Raw genomic sequence first — 15,070 nt, 5'->3', positions numbered from 1 at the left:
TCCCCAGTCCCCATTCCCCAGTCCCCATTCCGGCAATTTTTTTACAAACCTGAAAAAACATATTATGAGCGATTCCAAGCCCCGTGACGTACAAATTCTTCCCATTGGTACAAATACCAAAGTTCTCAGAGCGCGTAGTTGGTCACGTTTGCGGTTTGAAATTGAATATGCTTTAGAAAGAGGTACTACCGCTAACTCCTATGTAATCACAGGTGATAAAACGGCAATTATTGACCCACCTGGTGAAACCTTCGCTGCTATTTATCTGCAAGCGTTGCAGCAGACGGTCAATTTGAAAAACTTGGATTATGTCATCCTGGGTCATTTTAGCCCTAACCGTGTAGCTACCCTGAAGGCGTTACTAGAACTTTGTCCACAAATTACCTTTATTTGTTCCGTTCTAAGTGCGGCGAATTTACGCCAAGCTTTCCCAGATGACAATTTAAATATCTTGGTGATGCGGGGGAAAGAAACCTTAGATTTAGGTAAGGGTCATTTGTTGAAGTTCCTACCTATTCCTAGTCCCCGTTGGCCGGAAGCACTTTGTACCTACGACCAAGAAACCCAAATTCTCTACACAGATAAGCTATTTGGCGCACATATCTGCGGTGCGGAAGTATTTGATGATCATTGGGAATCATTCAAAGAAGACCAACGTTACTACTACAATTGTTTGATGGCTCCCCATGCTGTCCATGTAGAAGCAGCATTGGAAAAAATCTCCGACTTACAGGTGAGAATGTATGCTGTAGGTCACGGGCCTTTGGTACGTACCAGATTAATCGAACTCACCCAATTCTATGCTGAGTGGAGTTTAGCCCAGAAAAACCGAGAAATTTCTGTGGCTTTACTTTATGCGTCAGCTTATGGTAACACTGCTACTTTAGCACAGGCGATCGCCCTCGGATTAACTAAAGGTGGTGTAGCGGTCAAATCGATTAACTGCGAATTCGCCACCCCGGAAGAAATCCAATCTACAATCGAACAAGCAGACGGTTTCCTCATCGGTTCACCTACAATTGGTGGTCATGCACCTACCCCCATTCACACAGCTTTGGGTATTGTCCTCAAAGTTGGTGACAACAACAAACTCGCTGGGGTGTTTGGTTCTTATGGCTGGAGTGGTGAAGCGGTAGAAATGATTGAAGGTAAACTCAGAGACGCAGGATACCGCTTTGGCTTTGAAACCCTGAAAGTCAAATTTAAACCCGACGACGTTACCCTCAAGTATTGCGAAGAACTGGGGACAGACTTTGCTCAAACCTTAAAGAAAGCCAAGAAAGTCCGCGTACCTCAACAAGCAGCTACACCTGTAGAACAAGCTGTAGGTAGAATTGTCGGCTCAGTTTGTGTAATTACAGCCAAGCACGGCGAAGTATCTACAGGAATGCTGGGAACTTGGGTTTCTCAAGCTACCTTTAATCCTCCAGGTTTGACAGTAGCGATCGCTAAAGAACGAGCTATCGAATCCCTGATGTATCCCGGTGGTAAATTCGTCCTCAACATTCTACCAGAAGGCGAGCATTCCGAATACATGAAGCACTTCCGCAAGAATTTCCAACCCGGAGAAGACCGTTTTACTAACTTCAGCACCACACAAACACAAAACGGTTGTGCCGTTCTCAACGATGCTTTAGCTTATGTAGAATGTTCAGTTAACCAACGTCTGGAATGTGGCGACCACTGGGTAGTCTATGCCACAGTTGACGACGGTAAACTCGTCAAACCAGATGATATAACCGCTATCAACCACCGCAAAACAGGTACTCATTACTAAAGACTGAAGGACTAAAGTCCTTACTACGAACTTCAAACAATAAGAGACGTTGCCATGCAACGTCTCTTATTGTTTGTCAATTCCCGCAACTATCACATTTGTGTGTGTAGTGTAATCCTTATCTGCGTTCATCTGCGTCCATCTGCGTTCAATTATTTTTCTTCTCACTCTCATTGAGAACCCCAGATTACTTGTTTAGCTGAGGAATTTGTAAAGATTATACAGCAAATAGCTGCAAATACCATTGAAGATGGGAAACATTTAGATTGATAAGCAATACAATGAATGTTTAATTTGTCAATCCAAATTTTTCAGTCAAAATTATGGAGCAGAATCAGCGAGAACAACGCCGTGAGGCTGAACAAGAGTTTCAAGCATCTCTCGAACAGTTAGAGGATATCTTACAGGAAAATTCGACTGATAATCAGGAAATACCAGATATCCCTACTGAAAATACCAATACAGTTGCACAGAGTCAGGATGCTACCGACACTAATTTAGCCGCTTGGGAAGACGCGGTTGCTGATATTGAACATTATTTAGAAGAGAGAACAAAATTGAGAAAACGTAACTAATTCTTAGCTTTCCTGGTGCTGTTGATTAAACTTAGCCTTTAAGCCCCTCATAAATCAATTGTCGTTGGGCTTCGTATAACATTAAAGCTGAGGCGATCGCCACATTTAAAGATTCTACACCCGGACTCAGGGGAATTTTCACTTGTGTATCTGCCATTGCTGCTAAATCCGCCGACAAACCAGCACCTTCATTTCCCAGTAAAATTAAACTTGGTTTTCGCCAGTCTACTTCCCAGTACGTTAACTTGGCAGTTGGTAACGTAGCTATTACCTGCATTCCTGCTTGCTGACAATTCCGCACCGTCGCTGTTAAATCTTCACTCACCGCCGTTGCTAGCCGGAACCATTGTCCAGCCGAAGCACGCAACACTTTAGGATTATCTAAATCTACACTATCTTGATTTAACCATAACCCCGACGCACCCGCCGCCGCCGCAGTGCGAATCATCGTCCCTAAATTACCAGGGTCTTGGATGGTTTCCAAAGCTAACACAATCCCAGTATAGGGGACTTGATGCTGCTGTTGACTACGTTTTGCTGTGGCTACTACCCCATCTGGTTGTACAGTAGTAGCGATCGCACCTAAAACTTCCTCGCTGACAATTTCCGCGCGATCGCATCGACTACAAGCTAACTCCCATAACGCTGGATGATTTGCTTGCCATTCTGGCGTACAACACACCGCTACTAAAGGATAATTCACCGCACAAGCTTCTTCTAACAAGTGCGTTCCTTCCAATAAGAACAACTCTTGCTTATGTCGTTCCTTGGTAGAGTGCAACTTGCGAATTTGCTTAACTAAAGAATTTTGTAAACTTGTTAACACTACGCCGGCTGACAATCAACAGTTAAATGTTTTTTCGCCCTGAGATATGCGGAACCCGGGACTTGAACCCGGAAGCCTTGCGGCACTAGAACCTGAATCTAGCGCGTCTGCCAATTCCGCCAGTTCCGCTAGCATATCGCCAATTTCTTATTATTACCGAAAACTTTTAATCTGTCAAGTCTCATCAAAAATTATTTTATTCTCACCGCCATAAACCAACAAAACTCGGCAATTACTCATCTAAAATGACTAATCTTAGCTATCAAGCTAATATCGTATTATTTTACTGAGTATATACTTTGACTTTCATAAATATTATTTTCCAGACAAAAAATAATACTTTAAAATCTACAAAACCTTACCTATACTTGTTTTGCAAGAGCCAAAGAGAATTCAGAGGTAAGATAACAACACAAGACATAGCAACAAAATGTAGACAAATCAATTCTTTACTGTAGAATCAAAACCAACTTCTAACTGATAAAATTACGTATTTAATTTGGAGGTAGGCTTATTAATCCTTCTAGCAGCTTACCAGATGCCAAACCGGCTGTTGCAGTAGACTCCTCAGTCTTGCAGATATGCGGTGGGCATCCGTTGCAAGGTCATGTAAAAATTAGCGGCGCGAAAAATTCAGCCTTGGTGATCATGGCTGGAGCTTTGCTATGTTCTGGCGATTGCCGTATTCGTAACGTTCCCCTATTAGCGGACGTAGAACGGATGGGTGAAGTTATATCAGCATTAGGTGTACGATTAAAAAGAGAAGGCGATATTTTAGATATCAATGCCAGCGAGATTGCCACCTCAAAAGCTCCCTATGAATTAGTTACTCAATTGCGTGCTAGCTTTTTTGCCATAGGGTCAATTTTGGCTAGACTAGGAGTAGCGCAAATGCCATTACCCGGAGGGTGTGCCATTGGAGCTAGACCAGTTGATCTGCACGTGAGAGGACTGCAAGCAATGGGGGCAGAAGTGCAGATAGAGCATGGCATTTGTAACGCCTATGTTCCTGGTAGCAATGGCAGATTAAAAGGAGCGAAAATTTACCTAGATACTCCCAGCGTCGGAGCGACGGAAACCTTGATGATGGCTGCCACTTTAGCAGATGGCGAAACCATCATTGAAAACGCCGCACGAGAACCAGAAGTAGTAGATTTAGCTAACTTCTGTAACGCAATGGGGGCAAAAATTCAAGGTGCTGGTAGCAGCACAATTACCATTGTTGGTGTACCCAAACTGCATTCTGTGGATTACAGCATTATTCCCGATCGCATAGAAGCAGGTACATTTTTAGTAGCCGCAGCTATCACCCGTTCCGAACTGACACTATCCCCAGTCCTATCAGACCATTTAATCCCAGTGATTGCCAAACTCCGGGATATGGGTGTGACAATCATTGAAGAAGGCGCAGATTGCTTACGCATTCTACCAGCCGAAGTCCTCAAAGCAACCGATATCAAAACCTTACCCCATCCCGGCTTTCCCACAGATATGCAAGCTCCATTTATGGCCTTGCTCACCTTAGCGGAAGGCGACAGCATTATCAACGAATCTGTGTTTGAAAATCGCTTGCGCCATGCGTCCGAACTAAATCGTTTGGGAGCAGACATTCGCGTTAAAGGTAACACAGCCTTTGTGCGGGGGGTATCGATGCTGTCCGGTGCGCCAGTCATTGGTACTGACTTAAGAGCATCAGCAGCATTAGTCATCGCAGGACTAGCAGCCCAAGGTAAAACCACAATCCAAGGTTTGCATCACCTAGATCGGGGCTACGATCAAATAGACATGAAACTGCAAAAATTAGGCGCGCGCATCCTGCGGCTAGGCGAAGCACCAGCAGATACGGAAGTAGCCCCCACTAACAATTAAACAGCCTCAATTTCCACCTAAACATAGGTAACAGGGGAGCAGAGGAAGCAGAGGAAGCAGAGGAAGCAGGGGAGAAAATCTCCCCAAAATCCTTTAATTTTAAATTTTGAATTTTGTAGCTTGCTTCTCTTTCCCTACGGGACGCTCCGCGTAGCTTGCTTCCCCGTAGGGGTACAGAGACGCTACGCGAACCCGTAGGGTATTTTGAATTTATATGCCCAGTCCCCAGTCCCCAATCCCTAAATCGTTATACTAACGATGGGAGGCTGTTGATTATTGTTTGTGACAGTTGTCTGCGTCATGTCATTGTTAAAATCCTCACTCATCGGTTTAAAAGCTGACTCGTTTCGTCATCCCTTAGACCTGGAAGCTACCCAAGCTCTGAAGCAGCTCCCAGGCTTAGATATGATAGTGCGAAATTTGCTCGGCCCAATGGCAGAGCAGATTTTTTATGTGGAAAACATAGCTTCTAGTGTTTTAGTAGGTGAAACACAACTACCGAATTTACACAAGCTGTTATTAGAAGCCTGTAAAGTTCTAGATATGGAGCCTCCCCAATTATACGTGAGGCAACATCCTGCGCCTAACGCCTACACCTTTGCCATGCGGGGTAAGCAACCTTTCATCGTGTTGCACACCTCCCTCATTGATATGCTCACCCCAGAGGAAACCCAAGCGGTAATTGCCCATGAATTAGGGCATCTTAAATGTGACCATAGCGTTTATTTAACACCAGTAAATTTATTAGTATTAGCAGCCGCAGTAGTACCAAACATAGGTGCTTTTCTTGCCCAAACCATACAGACACAACTTTTAGAATGGGTACGCTGTGCTGAGTTTACCTGCGATCGCGCCGCCTTACTAGCCACCCAAGACCCCAAAGTTGTCATGTCCGTATTAATGAAACTAGCAGGTGGTTCACCCACCCTAGCACCACAACTTAACCTGGATGCCTTCATTGCCCAAGCCCGTGCTTACGACGACATCAGTAAAACCGAACTCGGCGAAATGGTAAAATCAGCCCGGACAGCCCAACTCACCCACCCCGTACCAGTCCTACGAGCCAGAGAAATCGACCGTTGGGCAAGTAGTCAACAATATCAATCATTATTACAAAACCACCAACACAAACACCCCACTCAAACCCCCCCCAAAGGCGGCTGGCGCAACTGGTAAACTCCAAAATTCTCTTTGCACGCCAGTTGCTACAAGTCGGCAAAGCCGCCCACGCAAGTGTCCTCCTCTGCGCCTCTGCGCCTCTGCGTGAGATAAAAAAACCCAATAACTCAAATCGCCAGTATGACAGATGCCCCCCATCCCATCAACCTCTTTGAATACGAACAACTAGCAAAAACGCATCTGTCAAAAATGGCATTTGACTACTACAGCAGTGGCGCATGGGATGAAATCACCCTGCAAGAGAACCGCACCGCCTTTGAGCGCATCAAACTGCGGCCGAAGATGCTAGTAGATGTCAGCCACATCAACCTCAAGACCACCATTTTAGGACAACCCCTAGAATTTCCCCTATTAATTGCCCCAATGGCGTTTCAATGTCTGGCGCACCCAGAAGGCGAAACAGCCACAGCCAAAGCTGCCGCATCAGCAGGTGTGGGTATGGTATTGAGTACCCTATCCACCACCAGCTTAGAAGCAGTCGCCGAGGTTGGGAGTCAATTTCCTGATTCCCAGCAATGGTTTCAGTTATACATTCACAAAGATAGAGGATTAACTCGCGCCTTAGTGGAAAGAGCTTATGCAGCAGGTTACAAAGCTTTGTGTCTGACCGTAGATGCACCCGTATTAGGACAAAGAGAAAGAGATAGACGCAACGAGTTTGTCTTACCATCAGGGTTACATCTAGCTAATCTTGCCACCATGTCAGGGCTAGAAATTCCCTATCAACCAGGGGAGTCAGGCTTGTTTAGTTATTTTGCCCAACAACTCAACCCGGCTTTGACTTGGCAGGATTTAGAATGGTTACAGTCGTTATCACCTCTACCTTTGGTACTTAAAGGCATTTTGCGAGGAGATGATGCGGTGCGTGCTGTCGAGTATGGAGCTAAAGCAATTGTAGTGTCTAATCATGGAGGCAGACAATTGGATGGTGCGATCGCCTCCTTAGATGCCTTACCTGAAATAGTCACAGCCGTCAATGGTAGAGTAGAAATCTTAGTTGATGGAGGTATCCGCCGAGGTACAGACATTCTCAAAGCTTTAGCCATAGGCGCAAACGCCGTTTTGATTGGCAGACCTATACTATGGGGATTAGCCGTAGCAGGACAATCAGGTGTATCTCATGTCCTTTCGTTGCTGCAAAATGAATTAAACTTGGCTATGGCTCTGAGTGGCTGTAGCCAGCTACAAGATATTGACTCCAGTCTACTCAGGTTCTAGTTAATCAACAGCTTTTCTTTTGGTCGATAATTTTCTGTCACGCTACAATCTAAGTAGCAAGAAAAAATTTTGATTAATTACTTGCATGAAACTCTTGGGATGCGCTATATTAATGTAGTTGCCTCCGAGGGCGGGTGGCGAAACTGGTAGACGCACCACACTCAAAATGTGGCGACCTTGCGGTCATAGGAGTTCGATTCTCCTCCTGCCCACTGTTAATAAACTAAAAACAAGTCAGACAATGAGACTAAAAAGATGGGAGTCTCCCCGTCGTGAAGGGAGAAACGATAAAGGTAGAGGCGGTTCTGCCAGACAGCGACAACTCAAAAAACAACGTCAGATGTTACGTAAAAAACTGAAAGAGACTAACAATCAGGACAGTCAACGAAATAGTAAAAACAGGGAAGATTTTTTCTTCCCTGTTTTTTTATGTTGTTTGATAGGTATGCGTAAAATACTACGCGAACACAAATCTTATCGTCAGCTTTATTTATGAACTTTCATGAAGTTTTCATGTAAATCTGTATAAATATTAAGTATTAATTATTAGTTATTATTTACACATTTATTTTAACCGACTAATTAATTTCCTCCCCTGATATCGGGTAATTGTAAAACACCAAAAACTTTAGGGATTAAGCAGACAAAGCATCACTTTTGCGGCATGGAATATTAAAGTTTATAGGTAGTAAAGCGAACAAGAGATAACCAAGATAACACTATATAACAACGTATAGTAAATGTAAATCTATTTCTAAAGATAGAGTGTATGACTCATCAAGCACTGCGTAAAATCATCTCAACCAAATATTCGGAAATTTAGTCGGCAATAAATATGCAAACTTTACAGTCTTATTCTGACTATTCCTCGAACAGTTTACGGTCTTTCGCAAAACAAAAACTGAGCAAGGTTTCACATCAAAGTATTCTTTATAAAAGTAGTGTTTTCATCTGGAGAATTATCCAAAATGTGTTGTTAATATACAATTACTATTATGATTATAATCGGTTGATAAAATGGTCATCAGCTACCAGTGGATTTAACACCAAGAGTAAACTTCACGCATCAATCACGAAGAATTATCATAGTATTGAAAAGGGACTAGCTTTACGACAGCCAAAAGTAGGCTTTGGCAAAGATACCATTAAAAGACTTGTATCTAATTTAGAGGAACTTCAGAATAAGTATGGTATCGATACTATTGGACAAATAGCACTTAATACTCTGTCTGCTTATTATCAATTTAATTTAGAGCATGGGCTAGTAGATGAAGACCTTTTTCAAAAGATTACGAAGCTCAAAAACTATATTCATGATTCCCAAAATACTACAAATCAAGGAGGCATCCTTGAGATAAGCAGAAAAACTATTGTTGAAGCAGCCCAGATGGATCTTCAAGCTTTTTTTAAATCTCGGCATAGTATTCGACAGTTTGATTCAGAAGATGTGGATATGAGCCTCATAGAAAAAGCAGTGACTATGGCTCAGAAAACTCCATCAGTTTGTAATCGACAATCATGTAAGGTGTACGTTTTCAGTAGCTATGAAGATAAAATAAAAGTTCTGAGCTACCAAAATGGCAATCGTGGTTTTGGTGATCAAGCCAACAAAATTTTAGTCGTTGTATCAGACTTAGAAAATTTTACCTCCATAGGAGAGCGAAATCAGTGCTGGATTGACGGAGGAATGTATGCTATGTCTCTTGTCTATGCTCTTCATTCCTTGGGTTTGGGTACTTGTTGTCTAAATTGGAGTGTTGAGTATAAAGTAGACCAAGCACTTAAGCAAACTACAGGCATTAAAGATTCAGAATCAATAATCATGATGATTGCAGTTGGGCATATACCTGAAAAATTAAATGTTGCTCAATCTGCCAGAAAAAAGGTAGATGAAGTATTGGTGATGAAATAGCCATTACTGAATGTTGCATCCTTTACCCGACTCAAACATTGGTAGGCTACTTGAAGGAACTCCCTAACTAGCGCAAAAACATCCATAACGGCAGATGAAAGTTGCTTGTGCTGATTTCATCTGCCGTTACTGGAGTGCTTGTGATGATAGGCATCATTTCATTTTTTGCCCAGCTACTCCAGGGCGCGTTGACGCAACCCACCACAGGCATCGCGCTTCTTGAGTCTAAAGTCCAAACATGCCAATCAATAATTTATTTCCAAAATTTACTCTTAAACTACTTGACACTACCCAGGTACAATCTGCTATATTAATGATGTCGATGCTTTGGGGCGTCGCCAAGCGGTAAGGCAGCGGGTTTTGGTCCCGCCATCCCTAGGTTCGAATCCTAGCGCCCCAGTTTTAAACAACAGATAATCAGCTAATTATATTATCAATGTTACTGATGTATTTGTCCAGTCGAAAAATTAGTTAATTACCATTTTGGGTTGCTGATTAAAACATAGCACCGGTTAACTCTTAGCCTGAGAGTGTCATTTATTCATGGTAAATATAAATTTGTTGCTTGATTATTGTTGCTTGATTAATTTATCGTGTAATCAAGCAACAGTTAAATGTTTGTATTTACATGATGGCTGTCAAGAGCTAGAAGCTACTTTTCAGGTGATTTTAAAGCTTGATCTAATATTTGCCGGGCTTGTTCGGCTTTAGTGCGTGCTTCTTGGTAACGTAGGTTAGCTTGAGCAAAGTTTTTGAGAACTTTAAAACCTTCTTTGAGGCGGTTAATTTCTTCTTCTGTGACTGATTGATCGGAAAATAGAACATCAACAGCCTTGCGAATTTCTAAAGCTTCGGCGCGTGTTTCTTGTACCTTTAATTTTAGTGTGGCGAGATTGCTGAGAACTTGCACAGCTTGTGTAACACTATCCTCACCACTGGTGGAATCAGATGAGGGTTCTTTCACTTCTATTAATTGTTGAGGCCCAAATCCTTCTTCTAATTCTGTAGGCAGTTTACCAGCATTCATCAGTTCTATCAACTGATCCATTGCTTTCTCACGGGCTTTGGCTGAATCTCTACCAGAAACAGTCAGGATGATGTCTGGACTTTGAGGGAGAGTGTACTGAACCATACATATTTAAGGCATTAATTTTGTTAATTAAGCAAGCTTAAACAACCTATTATAGCATGAAACAGTAGTAAAAATACGGAAAATATCGGGTTTGGCGATGATTTATCAAATCAGATTTAGAACTAGCCCAAAACCAAACTTTATACTTAAGGAAAGGCGAATAAATTTCGATAGGAGGGGCAAGCAATGGCTCCCAATCCAATTATCATGCAAGCTGTGGAGAAACTGGGCTACCGAGTCACTGTTGGTGATGTGGCAACTCAGGCTGGATTGAATGTAGCTGAGGCTAACCAAGGTTTATTGGCTTTAGCTACTGATGCTGGCGGACATTTGCAGGTAGCGGAATCCGGAGATGTGGTTTACCTGTTTCCCCGCAATTTTAGAGATGTTTTACGTAATAAATATTTACAGTTGCGATTGCAGGAATGGTGGCAGAAGATATGGGGAATTCTGTTTTACTTGATTCGCATTTCCTTTGGGATTTTGTTAATTGCTTCTATTGTTCTGATTACGATAACCATCATCGTAATTATTACGGCGATGAACTCTAGTAGTGATAATGACGATCGCAGTAGTAATAGTAGTTTTGGTTGGGGCTTCTTTTATGTTCCCGATTTGTTTTGGTATTTCAACCCAAATTATCAAAATTACCCGCAACAACGGCGGCGAGGTAGACAAGACAACAGCCAGATGAATTTCTTTGAGGCTGTATTTTCATTTTTGTTTGGTGATGGCAATCCTAATGCTCACTTAGAAGAACGCCGTTGGCAGGAAATCGCCGCAGTGATTAGCTCAAATCGGGGTGCAGTAGTAGCTGAACAAATTTCTCCTTATCTGGATGACATTGGTGCAGCATATCAACAAGAATACGAAGATTATATGTTGCCTGTGCTATTAAGATTTAATGGACAACCAAAAGTTAGTCCTGAAGGACAAATTGTCTATTATTTCCCAGAGTTGCAGGTAAGAGCCAGCAGCAAACATCATCAGTCAGTGCCAGTATATTTAGAAGAGTTACCTTGGCGTTTCAGTGCTGCTAGTTCTGGGCAAATTATGCTGAGTGCTGGGTTAGGTGTGGCAAATTTGGTTGGTGCTTTGGTACTTGGTAGTTTATTAGCAGGTGGTGTAGTTGCGGCTGAGTTAGGTGGGTTAGTCGGTTTTGTGCAAGGAATTTATTGGTTGCTGTTAGCTTATGGTATAGGTTTTTTAGGTATACCTTTAGTGCGTTATTTTTGGATTCAACGGCGCAATAGTAAAATTGCTGCTCGTAATAGCGATCGCCTGTCTAGGGCAAGATTATTAACAAGTCCCAATCCAGCTTTACAGCAAAAAATTGATTACGCCCATCAGTTTGCAGCAGAAACAGTCATTAGTAATGAAGACTTGGTGTATTCCACCGAAACAGACTTACTAGAACAGGAAGTTGAGCGTTCAGCACAGATTGATGCTGAATGGCAAAGGCGATTAGAGCGAGGGAGTGGGGAGTAGGGGGAGTAGGGGGAGCAAAATGTGATGCCCAATGCCCCATGCCCCATGCCCAATTACTTGGCTTTAATTGGCGTTAAAGCGACACCGCGATAATAATGTCCTAAGATTTGCAGGTGGTTAGCACCACGTAAAGCTAAATTATAGGCTCCCCATTGGCTCATGCCTAAACCATGCCCAAAGCCTAAACCTTGGAGTACAAAACTACCATCTTCTCTCCTGATGACATTAAAACGGGTACTTCTGAGTCTGAGGGCGGTACGTACATCTTCGCCCTTAATGACTTTTGTGCCTTTGTCGCCAACAATTCTTAAAGCTTTGACGCTGCGGAAAGGTGAGAAAGCTTCTGGAATGACATCTTTAACATTGCCTACACCAGAAATTCTGGCACTAATTTCCGCAGGGGTAAAGTTTCTTTCCCAAGAACATTCTTTAATATTTTGATCGTAATCTTGAACGGCTCGCAGGTAAGGCAGAGGATTACCCCAAACATCTTCGACGTTTTCGGTGTGTCCTCCTGAACAAGCGTGGAAGACTGAGAGAATGAGATTATTGTTATAGGTGAGGACTTGCCCAGCCGTGGCATCAACTGCGCTGTAAACTGCGGGAGATTCACTGCTTACCCCTTTATAAATTTGCCAACGATCTGGAGTGTCACCTAAATCGTAAACTGGGTTTTTACGCTGTTGTTCACGCTTGTAGAGGGCATAGGTACGGGCGGCGATCGCTTGAGCTTTTAGGGCTTCTTGCGGCCAATTAGAACTCATTTCGCCACCAATGACGCTGTAGAGATATTCTTCTAAATCTACCCAGTTAACCACATCTAAACCTTTGTCTGTGGGGACAACTAAAGTTCTGCCCCGATACCAGCGATCGCCTATATAAACTAATCCTTCTTTTCCTGTGGGTTCAATCCAAAATAAACCAGACTGCCATTTATCTAAAGCCACGCCGCCTGGAACAGCTTGGGCATAAAAAGCACTCATCCCCGGCAAATTGCCCAGAGTGCGCCCACCACTATCTTTGACAATTGCGGTGGTATTACTGCCAACTTTGACTTGATTGACTCCCCTCTCAATGGCTACACGCAAAATTACAGCAGCTTGAGCAGGAGCAATTAAAACTAGCCACAATAGGATACCTAACCACCAATGACGTATTTTAATCTGGGATAATAAAGAGCCTAACAACAGTTGGAATTTCATGCTGATTATTTGATCACAAGTATTGTAGCTCTGGATTGTCATACCAATTCAAATGCTTGATGTTGGCAGAATTGGTATGACATCCACAACTCAAGATCAGACAGTTCCTCTCAGGTAGAGGTTGCCACCTTCTCAATAATTATGCAATGGGTTCTAGTTTCTCTCCTGTGTACAAATCAGCAATTAATTTGTGAGATTTTTAAACACTTATACTGATCGATAGGCAAGACGGAGACTTTGCACCAGAATCATCAAGGATGCGATCGCCATTAATCCACCCCAAAACCAATAAGGTAACAGCAAATATTTTTGCATCTGTGCTGTATCAGAAAGTCCTAACGAGCCAGCAGAGGCACTAAATAAATAATTTAGTTGGTGGTAGGTACTGATACAAGCTTGCACGCCTAAAAATTGAACAGCAAATCCTTGTATCCATCGGGAAGCTTTGAGGGCGATACCTAGAATCATCAAACCTAACAGGGGAATTGCCACTAATCCAAACCAGGAACGTACCCAAATTAATGTAGAAACTAATAAAAAACCCCCCAAAATTTTCAGACTTAGGGAGGCGGTTTTAAAACTACGGGAAGCCAAAATCAATATTGCACCGGCAATTGGTGGCCCCATAGGGCCTGCTGCTGCCACTAAAGCCGGGGCGATCGGGCCTAGTGATAACCGAATGGCGTAGGTGGCGACTCCTGAACCATTGCTAAAAATCTGTAGTTGTTTAAACTGCCCCCCTAATAATAAAGCCATCAAACCATGACCCATTTCGTGAAACCATGTTGCTAGGATGCTAAAGGGGTATAAAATATAATCTCCTCCTGGGAATTGCCAGAGTATAGCCGTAGCGATCGCGGCTCCCACTAGCCAACTTAGCCCCATGCGTTCCACTACTGGCGGAGCTTCATGACTGAGTAAGGTGCCATCGTTCCCTGCTTCCTTCATATTTCAAATTCCTCAGCGTAATTACCCGAATTACTGGTATTTTTATTCTAATCCGAGGCGGCAGTGGGCAGGGGAGCGGAGAGAGAGCAGAGGGAGCAGAGGAGAAAAGCTAATGACTAATGCCCAATCCCCAATCCCCAATCCCTATTTTTTATTGTCTAATCTGATATCAATAACAGAAGCATTGAAGTTATAATTGAAACCTTCCAACTCAAAAGGCATCCCAATTTTTACTTTACTGTTACCTAAAACTGGGCCATTGTCAGTTACTTGTGCCTTACCTTCTAAAGTCAAAAGCATATCGGTACTAAAGTTATTACTTCTGGGATCTGGTAACTCTTTGACAGTTCCATCTGGTTGGCCTACTGTTAGCATTCTGGGTAGAATTTGGACAGATTTGATGCCAATTTGACCATAGGGCTGATTACGGATAATTACATTAGTTTTACCGCCTTTCTCAAAACCTTGATCAAATAACCGTTGAGTATCGCGCACATTCAAACCGCGAACTACTAAATCTACTTCTATAGGAACTGTTTTTGTACCTACCTGAGCCACAGAACCAGTAGTACCAGGAAAGACAAAAATTCCCACTATAACTAACAAAATCACTAGCCCAGCAAATAAGTCAAGGATGTTGATTTTGCCGAATAAGCGACCTTTGGAATCTAAAATAGCCATAAATAATTTTTCCAAATCAAAGCAGAGTAATTGATTTTAGCAATAAGTTTTCTGAGGTAAGTAGCAACTCTTCCCCTAGGATGAAAATTACAATTAACTGGCAGTCCGAGTTATGCGACAGTCTATCACAAGTTGGAATATTCGGAATGGGATAGACTCTGCTCAATTTCTACTATTTAATACTTAATTCCAGAATGCAACTAAGTAAACATAAATACGTCATATTACTTGTAGTTTTGATGTTGTTCTGCACTCATTAGATT

13 protein-coding genes and 3 tRNA genes are annotated in these 15,070 nt (G+C 42.6%); 10 read left to right on the top strand and 6 right to left on the bottom strand.

Annotated elements, in window-relative coordinates:
• Positions 1-64 precede the first annotated feature (64 nt).
• Together AACS98_RS13610 and AACS98_RS13605 are read left to right on the top strand one after the other, a co-directional pair.
• Positions 65-1,777, top strand: coding sequence for a diflavin flavoprotein (locus AACS98_RS13610; protein WP_066380647.1), 1,713 nt, complete (start codon positions 65-67; stop codon positions 1,775-1,777).
• Between the two features lie 323 nt (positions 1,778-2,100).
• Positions 2,101-2,352, top strand: coding sequence for a hypothetical protein (locus AACS98_RS13605; RefSeq protein ID WP_066380645.1), 252 nt, complete (start codon positions 2,101-2,103; stop codon positions 2,350-2,352).
• Positions 2,353-2,383: 31 nt separating this feature from the next.
• Here the strand turns inward: AACS98_RS13605 and AACS98_RS13600 are convergent, their stop codons facing one another.
• Entirely contained in the window at positions 2,384-3,178 is a 795-nt protein-coding gene (locus AACS98_RS13600; protein WP_066380644.1) for a TrmH family RNA methyltransferase, read from the bottom strand.
• 47 nt (positions 3,179-3,225) lie between these two features.
• Positions 3,226-3,307 (bottom strand) — tRNA-Leu (locus AACS98_RS13595).
• 384 nt (positions 3,308-3,691) lie between these two features.
• On the opposite strand from AACS98_RS13595, the gene murA reads away from it, so the two are divergent.
• The 7 genes from murA (at position 3,692) to AACS98_RS13560 (ending at position 9,756) form a co-directional block, all read left to right on the top strand.
• Positions 3,692-5,047: a UDP-N-acetylglucosamine 1-carboxyvinyltransferase gene (murA, locus tag AACS98_RS13590; protein WP_082803666.1), complete on the top strand. Its 1,356-nt coding sequence runs from the start codon at positions 3,692-3,694 to the stop codon at positions 5,045-5,047.
• Positions 5,048-5,347: 300 nt separating this feature from the next.
• Complete coding sequence (locus AACS98_RS13585) at positions 5,348-6,223, top strand: M48 family metallopeptidase (RefSeq protein WP_066380636.1); 876 nt, start codon at positions 5,348-5,350, stop codon at positions 6,221-6,223.
• A gap of 123 nt (positions 6,224-6,346) precedes the next feature.
• Positions 6,347-7,444 (top strand): alpha-hydroxy acid oxidase, encoded by a 1,098-nt coding sequence (locus AACS98_RS13580; protein ID WP_066380632.1) that lies wholly within the window; start codon positions 6,347-6,349, stop codon positions 7,442-7,444.
• 128 nt (positions 7,445-7,572) lie between these two features.
• Positions 7,573-7,656: transfer RNA gene (locus tag AACS98_RS13575), tRNA-Leu, on the top strand.
• A 29-nt stretch (positions 7,657-7,685) separates the two neighbouring features.
• Positions 7,686-7,940: a hypothetical protein gene (locus AACS98_RS13570; protein WP_066381010.1), complete on the top strand. Its 255-nt coding sequence runs from the start codon at positions 7,686-7,688 to the stop codon at positions 7,938-7,940.
• A gap of 339 nt (positions 7,941-8,279) precedes the next feature.
• Positions 8,280-9,356, top strand: coding sequence for a nitroreductase family protein (locus AACS98_RS13565; protein ID WP_198161139.1), 1,077 nt, complete (start codon positions 8,280-8,282; stop codon positions 9,354-9,356).
• A 328-nt stretch (positions 9,357-9,684) separates the two neighbouring features.
• Positions 9,685-9,756, top strand: a tRNA-Gln gene (locus AACS98_RS13560).
• A gap of 252 nt (positions 9,757-10,008) precedes the next feature.
• On the opposite strand, the gene AACS98_RS13555 is transcribed toward AACS98_RS13560, so the two are convergent.
• Positions 10,009-10,488: a hypothetical protein gene (locus tag AACS98_RS13555; RefSeq protein ID WP_066380629.1), complete on the bottom strand. Its 480-nt coding sequence runs from the start codon at positions 10,486-10,488 to the stop codon at positions 10,009-10,011.
• A 186-nt stretch (positions 10,489-10,674) separates the two neighbouring features.
• Between AACS98_RS13555 and AACS98_RS13550 the strand changes: the two genes are divergently transcribed.
• Entirely contained in the window at positions 10,675-11,976 is a 1,302-nt protein-coding gene (locus AACS98_RS13550; RefSeq protein ID WP_066380628.1) for a hypothetical protein, read from the top strand.
• Positions 11,977-12,029: 53 nt separating this feature from the next.
• Here AACS98_RS13550 and AACS98_RS13545 read toward each other — a convergent pair whose 3' ends face one another.
• The 3 genes from AACS98_RS13545 to AACS98_RS13535 form a co-directional block, all read right to left on the bottom strand.
• The gene (locus AACS98_RS13545; protein ID WP_066380626.1) at positions 12,030-13,178 is read right to left on the bottom strand and encodes a SpoIID/LytB domain-containing protein; all 1,149 of its coding nucleotides are present in this window, start codon (positions 13,176-13,178) and stop codon (positions 12,030-12,032) included.
• A 207-nt stretch (positions 13,179-13,385) separates the two neighbouring features.
• Positions 13,386-14,126, bottom strand: a complete 741-nt coding sequence (locus AACS98_RS13540; RefSeq protein ID WP_066380624.1) for a M50 family metallopeptidase — start codon at positions 14,124-14,126, stop codon at positions 13,386-13,388.
• 144 nt (positions 14,127-14,270) lie between these two features.
• Entirely contained in the window at positions 14,271-14,807 is a 537-nt protein-coding gene (locus AACS98_RS13535) for a DUF4330 domain-containing protein (protein WP_066380622.1), read from the bottom strand.
• Between the last annotated feature and the right edge of the window lie 263 nt (positions 14,808-15,070).

Source organism: Anabaena sp. CA = ATCC 33047 (assembly GCF_963870205.1).
Classification (GTDB): Bacteria; Cyanobacteriota; Cyanobacteriia; order Cyanobacteriales; family Nostocaceae; genus Trichormus.
Note: the sequence above shows the minus strand (reverse complement) of the source record. Positions and strands in the feature narration are given on the sequence as shown.